Annotated in this window: 10 protein-coding genes; 1 reads left to right on the top strand and 9 read right to left on the bottom strand. The window is 64.9% G+C overall.

What is annotated here, in order from left to right:
• Nucleotides 1-107 precede the first annotated feature (107 nt).
• The 7 genes from QW881_RS31555 to QW881_RS31585 form a co-directional block, all read right to left on the bottom strand.
• Nucleotides 108-1,667: an oleate hydratase gene (locus QW881_RS31555; RefSeq protein WP_315758555.1), complete on the bottom strand. Its 1,560-nt coding sequence runs from the start codon at nt 1,665-1,667 to the stop codon at nt 108-110.
• 154 nt (nt 1,668-1,821) lie between these two features.
• Nucleotides 1,822-3,297: an ABC transporter ATP-binding protein gene (locus tag QW881_RS31560; RefSeq protein ID WP_315758631.1), complete on the bottom strand. Its 1,476-nt coding sequence runs from the start codon at nt 3,295-3,297 to the stop codon at nt 1,822-1,824.
• A gap of 50 nt (nt 3,298-3,347) precedes the next feature.
• A complete protein-coding gene (locus QW881_RS31565) occupies nt 3,348-4,031 on the bottom strand; it encodes an isochorismatase family cysteine hydrolase (protein ID WP_315758554.1) in 684 nt (227 codons plus the stop codon).
• Nucleotides 4,032-4,257: 226 nt separating this feature from the next.
• Nucleotides 4,258-5,184: an ABC transporter permease gene (locus QW881_RS31570; protein WP_315758553.1), complete on the bottom strand. Its 927-nt coding sequence runs from the start codon at nt 5,182-5,184 to the stop codon at nt 4,258-4,260.
• Nucleotides 5,185-5,187: 3 nt separating this feature from the next.
• On the bottom strand, nt 5,188-6,297 hold the full coding sequence (locus QW881_RS31575; protein WP_315758552.1) for an ABC transporter permease: 1,110 nt from the start codon (nt 6,295-6,297) through the stop codon (nt 5,188-5,190).
• A complete protein-coding gene (locus tag QW881_RS31580) occupies nt 6,294-7,403 on the bottom strand; it encodes a BMP family ABC transporter substrate-binding protein (RefSeq protein ID WP_315758551.1) in 1,110 nt (369 codons plus the stop codon). The genes QW881_RS31575 and QW881_RS31580 overlap by 4 nt, the downstream gene beginning before the upstream one ends.
• Nucleotides 7,404-7,824: 421 nt before the next feature.
• Entirely contained in the window at nt 7,825-7,980 is a 156-nt protein-coding gene (locus QW881_RS31585) for a hypothetical protein (RefSeq protein ID WP_315740199.1), read from the bottom strand.
• Between the two features lie 224 nt (nt 7,981-8,204).
• Between QW881_RS31585 and QW881_RS31590 the strand changes: the two genes are divergently transcribed.
• A complete protein-coding gene (locus QW881_RS31590; protein WP_315758550.1) occupies nt 8,205-9,173 on the top strand; it encodes an SDR family NAD(P)-dependent oxidoreductase in 969 nt (322 codons plus the stop codon).
• Nucleotides 9,174-9,343: 170 nt separating this feature from the next.
• On the opposite strand, the gene QW881_RS31595 is transcribed toward QW881_RS31590, so the two are convergent.
• Nucleotides 9,344-9,820, bottom strand: a complete 477-nt coding sequence (locus QW881_RS31595; protein ID WP_315740196.1) for a GcrA family cell cycle regulator — start codon at nt 9,818-9,820, stop codon at nt 9,344-9,346.
• A gap of 87 nt (nt 9,821-9,907) precedes the next feature.
• A complete protein-coding gene (locus tag QW881_RS31600) occupies nt 9,908-10,105 on the bottom strand; it encodes a hypothetical protein (protein WP_006614936.1) in 198 nt (65 codons plus the stop codon).
• Nucleotides 10,106-10,829 lie beyond the last annotated feature (724 nt).

The raw sequence follows: 10,829 nt of genomic DNA on the forward strand, positions 1-10,829 counted from the left end.
CACCCGGATCGTCTGTTACGATCCGGGGCTTAGCCGCTGTGTTCCCTCGCGGAACTGATCCAGGTCAACCGCCGCGGCGCGCGGTGATCACGATCTCGCGTGGTCCCTCATGCGAATGATTTCACCACCGATTGCAGCAAAACCTTCAGCGATTTGTCATACGGCGTGACCGGCGGAATGGCACGGTCGATCTTCAAGAGCTGATAGACCGCATGCATGGCCGCGCGCACCGAATATTCGATCGTGAAAACGGCGTCTTCGGGCAGCTCGACATATTGGCCGATGAAGGCGAGATTCTGCGAGGTGAGCGGCACCGGCAGCGGCCGGTCGCCATAGCTGCGCGGCATGAACATGCTCATGATGTACGGCATCCAGCATGGCACGCAGCTCGCGTCGGCGAACACCGAGAGCGGAAAGCGCAGGTGCCCGCATAGTTCTTTCAGGATCTCGGCGCCGCTGCACTCGGACATCGGCCTGGGCACGAAATTGCCGACGCGATCGGGAAACAGGCCGTAGCCCCAGAAGATCTGGATGTCGTCAGGCTGGTTCGGAAAGTACGGCTGGGTATAGAGCACGATCGACATGCGCCAGTTCGAGTCGGTGAAGGTCACGAGGCCGCCGGTGCCGGCGACGTTGCCGCTGAAGGCCTGCATCGCGTCGAAGAAACGTGGATTGCGGCAGGTCACCGTGAAGGATTCGAAGCTCGACTCCGGAATGCACGCGTTGAACACGGCGGGATTGCCGAACTCGGGCCGGCCGGCCGCGAGCTTCTCCCACAAGGTCCAGCCATGGCTGTCGGCTTTGGTGAGCGGCTTCGGCGGGCTGTCATGGCTGCCGAGGCTGGTCGCGTCGGTCATCGAGCCCGCGGTGTAGAACACGAGATCGTCGCTCGCGAGATCGATGCTGCGGCGTGCGCCGTCCTGATTGAGCACGAGCCGGCTCGCGCGGTGGCGGCCGTCCGTGGTGACGATCTCGATGTCCTCGACGTCGGCGCCGCCGACGAAGTTGACGCCGCGACCCTCGAGCCAGCGCACCAGCGGCAGCACGATCGAGTCATACTGGTTGTAGACGGTCCGCTTGACGCCACCGAGCGTATTCATCATCGGGAATTCGTTCATGAAGCGCCGCAGATAGCGCCTGAACTCGACGGCGCTGTGCCAGGTCTGGAAGGCGAAGGTCGTCTGCCACATGTACCAGAAATTGGTGGTGAAGAACGGCGGCGACAGCCAGTCCGAGATCAGCGAATTGCCGAGCTTGTCCTCGGAAGTCTCCGTGAGCCTCGTCAGCTCGATGCGATCCTGCATCGAGAATCCCATGGTGGAGACGTCGACCTTGTGCCGGTTGGCATCGACCAGCCGCGCCTGCGCGTGCGTGACGTGGAGCTCGTTGAAGGCGACGGTTTCGCCGAGGATGTTCTCCTCGGGCCGTGAGTAGCTGGGAATCGTCGACAGCAGGTCCCAGGTGCATTCGTATTGTTCGGTCGTCAGCATGCGTCCGCCGCGCATGGAGTAGGAGCCGTCGGCAAGCCTGGTGCCGTCGAGGCTGCCGCCATAGGGCAGGCGCTTCTCGAAAATGGTGATGTCCTGACCGGGGATGCCGCCGTCGCGGATCATGAATGCTGCGCCCGAGAGCGAGCCGATGCCGCCGCCGATGAAATAGGCCTTCATGAGATCGACCTGCTATCAAGGGTTTGAAACACAATAACGAAAATGCCGGCAGGCGCGGCGTATCAAAAGCCGAATAAGAACCCGCCGAGGGTCATGTTACCGCGGCGGGATGAATTAGTCGTCAACACGTTGAGGTCGTTTATCCGCGTGCGGCTCAATGTCCCGCCATGTGGCGGCCGATCTCGGTCAGGTCGGCTTCGCCGACGCGGGTCTCGTAGACGGGCTGGCCGTGGAAAATCACGACCAGGCGGTCGGAGAGTTCGAGCAGCTCGTCGAGATCCTCGCTGACCAGCAGCACCGCGGCGCCGCGGTTGCGGGCGGCCATGATCTCGGCATGGATCTGCGCCACCGCCGCGAAGTCGAGGCCGAAGCACGGATTGGCGGCGATCAGCACTTCGACGTCGTGGCCGAGCTCGCGCGCTAGGACGGCGCGCTGCACGTTGCCGCCGGACAGTGCCGAGATCGGCGTATCCGGCGTGCGGGTCTTGATCTTGTAGCGGTTGATCTTGGCGGTCGCATCCTTTCGGAAAGCGGACTTGTTCAGCCACCAGCCACCGCGGGCGAACGGAGCGCGGTCGAACTCGCGCAGCGCGATGTTGTCGGCGACGCTCATGCCGCCGACGCAGGCGTTCTTCAGCGGCTCCTCGGGCAGCAGCGACATCTTGTGGCGTCGCATCTCCTCGCGGCTCGCGGAATAGGATTGGCCGGAGACACGGACAGCGCCGCTCTCGGCCTCACGCTGGCCGGCGAGCACCTCGACCAGCTGGCGCTGACCGTTGCCGGAGACGCCGGCGATGCCGACGATCTCGCCGGCGCGCACGGTCAGCGACAGATCATGCACGGCCACTCCGCCGGCATCGTCGCGCGCCACCAGCTTCTCGACCTCCAGCCTGACCACGCCGGCCTCGCCGGAGCGCGCCGGCTGAACGGTGAGCTGCTCGGCGCCGATCATCATCCGCGCCATATCGTCGGGCGTGAGCTCGGAGACCTTGCCGCGGCCGGCGAGCTTGCCGCGGCGGAGGATCGTGACCTCGTCGGCGAACGCCATCACCTCGCGGAATTTGTGGGTGATCATCAGGATGGTCAGCTCGCCGGCCTCGACCATCTTGCGCAGCATGCCCAAGACTTCATCTGCCTCGCCCGGCGTCAGCACCGAGGTCGGCTCGTCCAGGATCAGGAAGCGCCGCTTCAGATAGAGCTGCTTGAGGATCTCGCATTTCTGCCGCTCGCCGGCGGAGATGTCCGAGACTTGGGCGTCGAGCGGCACGCGGAACGGCATGCGCGCCAAGAAGGCCTCCAGCTCCTTCGTCTCCTTGGCCCAGTTGACCACCGCCGGTACGTCGTCACGCGCCAGCACCAGGTTCTCCGCGACGGTCATCGCAGGGACCAGCGTGAAGTGCTGGTAGACCATGCCGAGGCCGAGCGCGTGGGCGTCCCTGGGGTTGCTGATCGCGCGCTCGCGCTCGCCGATCAGGACGTCGCCCTCGGTCGGGCGGTAATAGCCCATGATGCATTTGACCAGCGTCGACTTGCCGGCGCCGTTCTCGCCGAGCAGCGCGTGGAACGAGCCGGGCTTGACCTTCAGCTCGACATTGTCGAGCGCGGTGAACGCGCCGAAGCGCATCGTCATCGCGATCGCTTCGACCCCGAATGCCCCCGCAGGCGTCGGATCGTCGCCGATCACGACAGCGCCTCGATCAGCGCCGACGATGTCGCGACTGCGCCGAACACGCCGCCCTGCATCTTGATCATCTTCAGCGCGTGGTCGTGATTGCCCTTGTCGGTGGCGCCGCAGCAGTCCGACAGCAGCACGCATTCGAAGCCGCGGTCGTTGGCCTCGCGCATCGTGGTGTGGACGCAGACGTCGGTCGTGATGCCGGTCAGCACGATGTTCTGGATGCCCTTCAGGCGCAGGATCAGCTCCAGATCGGTCGCACAGAACGAGCCCTTGCCGGGCTTGTCGATGACGATCTCGCCGGGCAGCGGCGCCAGCTCGGGAATGATCTCCCAGCCCGGCTCGCCGCGCACCAGGATGCGGCCGCAGGGGCCGGGGTCGCCGATCCCTGCGCCGATCCGTTGCGAGCGCCAACGCTTATTCGCCGGCAGATCTGACAGATCAGTGCGGTGGCCCTCGCGGGTGTGGATGATGCAGAAGCCCTGCGCGCGCATCACCGTGAGCACCGTCTTGATCGGCTCGATGGGGGCGCGGGTCAAGGAGAGGTCATAGCCCATCTTGTCGACATAGCCGCCGACGCCGCAGAAATCGGTCTGCATGTCGATCACGATCAGCGCGGTGTTGTGTGGCCTGAGATCGCCGTTATAGGGCCAGGCATAGGGCTCGGAGCGGATGGTGCGCGCGGTCATATGTGGTCTCCAATGAAGTTCGAGGCCATCGGTACGTCGCATGGCGGCAACGTCACGGGCCTCATGGTTCGAGACGCGTCGCAAATGCGACGCTCCTCACCATGAGGATTTGGAGTCGCGCCGAGTAAACAGTCCTCATCCTGAGGAGGCCGCCGCAGGCGGCCGTCTCGAAGGATGGCCGCAGCAAGATTGTCCGCTCCAACATCTTCAGCATTGCTGGCTCTCATTACCGCGTGATGGACAATTCGGCCGGCGCGCCGCTGAGGGTGCGCTTCGGGGAGCAGGTGATGATCATGATGAGAAGCGTCAGGATGTAGGGCGCGGCGTTGAACAAATGATAGCCGGAGGTGACGCCGACGGACTGCAGCGCCGGTCCCAGCGCTGCGGCACCGCCGAACGCGAGCGAGGCCCACAGGCACAGCATCGGGTCCCAGCGCGCGAAGATCACGAGCGCCACCGCGGTGATGCCTTGTCCCGAAGACAGGCCCTCGTTCCAGCTGCCGGGATAGAACAGCGACAGGAACGAGCCGCCGATGCCGGCGAGGAATCCCCCGGCCATCGTGGCGCGCAGGCGGATCATCAGGACCGAATGGCCCATCGCCCGCGCCGCGTCGGCGCTCTCGCCGGCAGTGCGGATCAGGAGGCCCCAGCGCGTGGTCTTGAATGCCCACAGCAGCAACGGCGCGAGTGCCACGCCAAGCAGGAACAGCACGTTGATGCGCAGCGCGGCGCGAACCTGCGCCACGTCGCTCCACCAGCCGAAATCGATCGCCGGCAGCCGCGCGGCGGTGGGCTCGATCAGCGGCTTGCCGAGGAAGAAGGCGAGGCCGGTGCCGAACAGCATCAGCGAGATTCCTACCGCGACGTCGTTGACGCGCGGCAGCGAGCAGATGCCGGCGTGGAGCGCGCCGAGCAGCGCGCCGGTGAGGCCGGCGGCGAGCACGCCTGCCCAAGGCGATCCCGTGAGATAGGAGATGCCGTAGGCGCTCATTGCGCCCATCACCAGGGTGCTCTCGAGGCCGAGATTGATGCGGCCGGAGCGCTCGGTGATGCATTCGCCGAGGCTCACGAACAGGAAGGGCGTGGAGACGCGGATGGCGCCGCCGAGCACCGCGAGCGGCACGGTCCAGAGCCCGATATTGCCGTCAGCCATGGATCAGGACTTTCCTTTGAGGAAACCGATGCGGCCGTAAAGCGCGTCGCTCGCCAGCACCGAGATGAAGATGATGCCCTGCAGCACCAGCACCGAGGCGTCGGGCAGGCCGAGCCGGCGCTGCAGCAGTCCGCCCGACGCATTGATGCCGCCGAGCAGGATCGCGACCGGAATGATGGCGAGCGGATTCTGCCGCGCCAGGAACGCGACCAGGATGCCGGTGAAGCCGTAGCCGACGGCGAGATTGGCGTTGGTGCGGCCCTGCACGGCGGCGACCTCGACCATGCCGGCCAGCCCGGCGCAGGCGCCGGCGAGGAAGCAGACGGTGAGGATCAATTTGCCGACCGACAGACCGACGATCTTGGCGGCGCGGATGTTGCCGCCGGCGACGCGCGCGGCAAAGCCGAAGGTGGTGTGGTAGATCAGCACATAGGCCGCGATGGCGGTGATCAGGCCGAACACCAGGCCCCAATGCACGTCGGTGCCGGGAATGCTGCCGATCATGTTGGCCGCGCCGATCTCACGCGTCGACGGCTTGTTGAGGCTCGCCGGATCGCGCATCGCACCTTCGACGAGATGATTGAGGATCGCGAGCGCGATGTAGACCAGCAGCAGGCTCGAGATCGTCTCGTTGACACCGCGATACTGCCGCAAGGCCCCGGACAGCAGGATCCACAAACCGCCGCCGGTCATGCCGGCGATCACCATCGCGATCTGCACCACGAGCGGCGGCATGCCCTGCAGCGCCAGGGCCGCCGAGGACGCCGACAGCGCGCCGATCAGCAGCGCGCCTTCGCCGCCGATGATCACCATGCCCAATTGCGCGGGCAGGGCGGTGCACAGCGCCGTCAGGATCAAGGGAGCTGCCCGCGTCAGCGTGTTCTGCCAGGAGAACCAGGTGCCGAAGGCGCCGTAATACATGTACCAGTAGAGATCGAGCGGGTTCTTGCCGAACAGCGCGACGAAGATGCCGAACACGATGAGCGCGGCGACAAGCGCCGCGCCCGGGATCAATATGTACTCGATGCTCCCGCCGTAACGTTGCAGGAAACCTGCCTCGGCGGCCGGCGCGATGGCGGCCGCATCAACCGGATCGGCCGCCTCTGATGTCACGACGTGGCTCCGATCACGCCCTCGACCAGGTAGTCCATCTTCTCGAGCTCAGGATCCTTCTGGCCGCGCTCGGTGCCGGCGGTGATCACGGTGTTGCCCTTGTTGTCCTTGATCGGGCCCTTGAAGATGGTGTAGCCCTCACCGAGGAATTTCGCCTTGATCTCGTCGGCGTGCTTGCGCGCGGCTTCCGACACCGCCTCGCCATAGGGCGAGATCTTGACGACCTCTTCCTTGAGGCCGCCGCGATAGAAGTTCGGGATGCTCTCGCCAGCCTGGAGCATCTTGACGAATTTCGGATACAGCGCTTCCCAATTCCATTCCGCGCCGGTCAGATACGCCTTGGGCGCCAGTGGCGACTGGTTGACGTGATAGCCGGTGACGAAGGCGCCGCGGCGCGCGGCATTCTCCACCATCGTCTTGGGACCGTCGACATGGCAGGTCAGGACGTCCACGCCCTGGTCGATCAGGCTGTTGGTGGCCTCGGCCTCCTTGACCGGCATCGACCAGTCGCCGGTGAAGATCACCTGCGTGGTGGCCTTCGGGTTCGCGAGCTGCGCGCCGAGCGTGAAGGCGTTGATGTTGCGCAGGACCTGCGGGATCGGCTTGGCCGCGACGAAGCCGAGCTTGCCGCTCTTGCTCGTATAACCGGCGACGATGCCGGCGATGTATTGCGCCTCGTCGATATAGCCGAAATAGGAGCCGGCGTTCTTCGGGTCCTTCTCGCTCCACAGGCCGCCGCAGTGCTCGAAGCGCAGCTTCGGGTACTTCGCGGCCATCTTGATCATGTGCGGATTGTAGTAGCCGAACGAGGTCGGGAAGAGCAGGGTGGCGCCGTCGAGATTGATCATCGACTCGATCGTCTTCTCGACCGCGTCGGTCTCCGGCACCTTCTCCTCTTCGATCACCTTCAGCCCAGGCAGCTTCTTCAGCGCCGCCGCGCCTTGCGCATGCGCCTGGTTGTAGCCGTAGTCGTCGCGCGAGCCGACATAGATGAAGCCGATCGTCGTCTCCGCTGCGAAGGCCGGCCGCAGGCCGGCGGCTGCGCCGAGCGTCAGCGCTGCACCACCCTGCAACAGATGCCGTCGTGAAATCCTGCCAAAGTCCATTGGTGAGCTCCCTCGGCGGGTCGATCCGCCCGCGCTGTCATCACGGCTTCACCGGCACGGCGGAGCCTCGAAAGGGAGTGATCGCAAGCTTTGTGCCAGCGGCGCGCGGGCAGGCAGGCGCACCAAGTCGTTGAAATGGCGCCAGTTTGCAGATGATTGCAGCTTAGGCAGACGAATTCCTTGCCTGGTTTCAGCCTATAAAATAATCAATCGACTTCAATTGTATGCAACGAGTTCGGCCGCGTGGGACCGGCGCCAACCGTGCCCGCGAGCCGGAGGCTGCGGCGCGGCGGCGGCCGGCCAGCTCAAAGCGAGGCAGAACGAATGTCGCGATGAGGAGGAGCGGTGGCGCAATCGTCCTCCGCAGGCTGTTCGCCGGTGGGCGAGCCCTTTTCATATCTGCTGCAGACTGTCTGGGGTCTCAGATCCCGAGCAGCCAGACCGCGACGATGGTGCCGATCACAGCGAGCCCGCTGATCGTCCAGCCCGTCACATAGGCGCCGTCGTCCGATCCCGCGGGATCGACCATCGTGTCGCGCCAGCCTTCCTCCTGCCAGTGCCCCTGTTGGTACGCCATGCGAACCTCCTCGAGCCTGCCTCCCCGTGGGATAAGTCGGACGCCCCTCGAGAAGGTTCAACCCCAAGCTGAAATCTTCGTTGCATGCGCTGCAACGCAAATCCCCGACATCCCCTCTGGTCAGGCCCGCGAAACGACCTAAGCTCGGGACGCGTTCCGCGAAGAGAACGAGGAAGTGGCCGGGCGGCAGGGCTGCGCCCGCAGCAGGGAAGGAAGAGCATCTGATGAAGGATTTCGCCGGCAGGATCGCCGTGATCACCGGAGGCGGCACGGGTATGGGCCGCGAGCTTGCCCGCCAGCTCGTGGCCGAGGGCTGCAACGTCGCGATGTGCGACGTCTCGGTCGAGGCGATGGCCGAGACCAAGCGGCTGTGCGAGGCCGAGAAGTTGCCGCAGGGCCTGCGCGTCACCACCCATGTCGCCGACGTCTCGATCGAAGCGCAGCTCCAACGCTTTCGCGACGAGCTCGCCGAGCAGCAGGCCACCGACAAGATCCATCTGCTGTTCAACAATGCCGGCATCGGCGGCGGCGGCAGCCTGTTCACCAACAGCCGCGAGCAGTGGGAGCGCACCTTCAACATCTGCTGGGGCGGCGTCTATCTCGGCGTCCGCACCTTCCTGCCGATGCTGCTGAAGGCGGACGAGGCGCATATCGTCAACACCTCGAGCGTCAACGGCTTCTGGGCCTCGGTCGGCATGGGCGTCTCGCACACCGCCTACAGCGCCGCGAAGTTCGCGGTGAAGGGTTTTACGGAAGCGCTGATCAACGACCTCCGCCTCAACGCGCCGCACATCAAATGCTCCGTGGTGATGCCCGGCCATATCGGCACCTCGATCGTCTCCAACTCGCGCAAGGTGCAGAGCGGCACGGAGTCGGACGAGCTCAGCGAGACCGAGATCGTCCTGGCTCGCCAGCGCATGCAGGGCATGGGCATCGACGTCGCCGCGATGAGCGACGCCGACATCCAGGCTGCCGCCCGCGAGCGCGCCCGCAGCTTCCTCGAGGACGCGCCGACCACGGCGGCACAGGCGGCCAAGATCATCCTCGACGGCGTCAAGGCCGAGCAGTGGCGGATTCTGGTCGGCGAGGACGCCAAGCTGCTGGACCTGCGCGTCCGCCAGTCGCCGGAGCAGGCCTACGAGCCCGAGTTCTTCCAGCGCTTCGCGCAGGAGGCCGGGTGGAAGCTGGGATAGGGCAGGTCCATTGGTGTAGTTGGGACGGGATCTCTCGCCCCGAGACGGTGAGCTCCCCTCCCCCTTGCGGGGAGGGGAGACGAGGCCGCCGCGCCGTCCCCGCAAAATGCGGAGACTAGGCAAAGCGTGAAAGCCATTAGGCCCGTAGGATCTTTGCTACGCCGCCCTCATTACCGCGACGACGCCACCCGATACGCCATTCGCGTATGGCTGGGGCAATACGGCAAGCCCTCGATCGGCTTCGACCCGCAGAAGCAGAAATCATCCGCGCCGGGCGTCGAGATCGGCCAGCGGCAGCGTTCCTTGGAGAGCTCGAACAGCGAGCAGCCATTCACGACGGTGCCGACCGGCTCCTCGACGATCACAGGCGGCGGGTCGTTCTGCACCGCGCGCAGGATGCGGCGGCGCAGCTTTGGCACGGGACGGCGTGCGCCATCGCGTGTCGTCTCGGCGCGGACCACGCGCCTGGAATCGCCGCCATTGTCGCGCGTCAGCGCCAGGCGGGAGATCTTGCCGATCACGGCGTTGCGGCTGACGCCGAGCTCGGCGGCAATCTCTCGGCAGGTCAGCCCGGCCTCAAAGTGCTGCTTCAGGGCCTGGAGCCGTTCCTCGGTCCAGGTGGGGAGTGTCTGTCGTTCGGCGGGCATTGTTGTCGCTTCCAAGTTTGATCCGTCCTGGATCGTCCTGGCCGACGGCTGCACCGAAAACTGTTGTCCGCGTTGCGTGTCCCTAGCTTACGCCCGTCCGTTGTCGCGAATCGACAGCAGCCCATCCTTGATGGCGAGCCGGATGCCTTCTTCAATCAACGTTCTGCAGACACCCGGAACGCTGGTGCCGTGGGTTCCCTGTTTCACGAGCTTTTCGAGATAGCCGATGGTTGCCAGGGCTAGGGTTACGGGGATGCGGTCAGTTTCGGCTTTTTCCGTCGCCATGCCTAAAAGCTAGTCCGTAACCGGTGTACAGAAAAGTAACTTTTTAGACTCTATTAGGAATCCAATAGGTTGTACAGCGGCTTGGGGATAACTGGTTAAGGCATTGAATTTTATGGAAATATGACGGACCGGGCCGGTCGCGACGGTGACTCTCCGCCCGCTCGGCGAGTCCGGGGCCGGAATCCGACGGCGAAGCACGGGTCGAGAAGATTCGCGTGAGCCGCGGTGTCCGATGGTCTCTTCAACCACCGTCGTGCCACGGTGCCTGGTTGGGGAACCCTGGCTGAAATTTCCGCAGAGCAGGCGGCGGCCATCGCGGTCACTGCGAAAAAAATTCGTCATTCCAGAAATTGTTCTTTCGTTTTTACGGAAATTGTGCTTTAGTGCCGCCATCCCGTCTCAGCCGGATGGGGCGTTGCGCGCGATCGTCACGACACGCGAGGCGGGGAGCGATGGCCGCGATGGAGCCGCAGTGTGTCCTTATGGACGCGCGGACGAACGGCTCGGCGCGGACGTGAAGTCGCAGCGTGCTGACACCCCGATGCTGGTGTCCCCGCGGTGGTGCGCGAAAGCGCATCATCGCGCATGGTGGCCAACAAGCCCGGCGCACCAGGCAGACTGCGTATAAGCGTGAAGACCATCGCGCAGGGAAGGCCGGGGGCGGGCTCAAGCGGTGGTCGCAACACCAAGTGTTTTCATTCGTGACAGCAGCTCGTCAAGCGCC

Source organism: Bradyrhizobium sp. SZCCHNS3016, assembly GCF_032484535.1.
In the GTDB taxonomy this organism is placed as follows: Bacteria; Pseudomonadota; Alphaproteobacteria; order Rhizobiales; family Xanthobacteraceae; genus Bradyrhizobium.

What these genes read in the sequence shown, in the direction of transcription:
- QW881_RS31555 (WP_315758555.1), bottom strand. Translation starts at nt 1,667, where the DNA reads ATGAAGGCCTATTTCATCGGCGGCGGCATCGGCTCGCTCTCGGGCGCA.
- QW881_RS31560 (WP_315758631.1), bottom strand. Translation starts at nt 3,297, where the DNA reads ATGACGATGCGCTTCGGCGCGTTCACCGCGCTCGACAATGTCGAGCTG.
- QW881_RS31565 (WP_315758554.1), bottom strand. Translation starts at nt 4,031, where the DNA reads ATGACCGCGCGCACCATCCGCTCCGAGCCCTATGCCTGGCCCTATAAC.
- QW881_RS31570 (WP_315758553.1), bottom strand. Translation starts at nt 5,184, where the DNA reads ATGGCTGACGGCAATATCGGGCTCTGGACCGTGCCGCTCGCGGTGCTC.
- QW881_RS31580 (WP_315758551.1), bottom strand. Translation starts at nt 7,403, where the DNA reads ATGGACTTTGGCAGGATTTCACGACGGCATCTGTTGCAGGGTGGTGCA.
- QW881_RS31585 (WP_315740199.1), bottom strand. Translation starts at nt 7,980, where the DNA reads ATGGCGTACCAACAGGGGCACTGGCAGGAGGAAGGCTGGCGCGACACG.
- QW881_RS31590 (WP_315758550.1), top strand. Translation starts at nt 8,205, where the DNA reads ATGAAGGATTTCGCCGGCAGGATCGCCGTGATCACCGGAGGCGGCACG.
- QW881_RS31595 (WP_315740196.1), bottom strand. Translation starts at nt 9,820, where the DNA reads ATGCCCGCCGAACGACAGACACTCCCCACCTGGACCGAGGAACGGCTC.
- QW881_RS31600 (WP_006614936.1), bottom strand. Translation starts at nt 10,105, where the DNA reads ATGGCGACGGAAAAAGCCGAAACTGACCGCATCCCCGTAACCCTAGCC.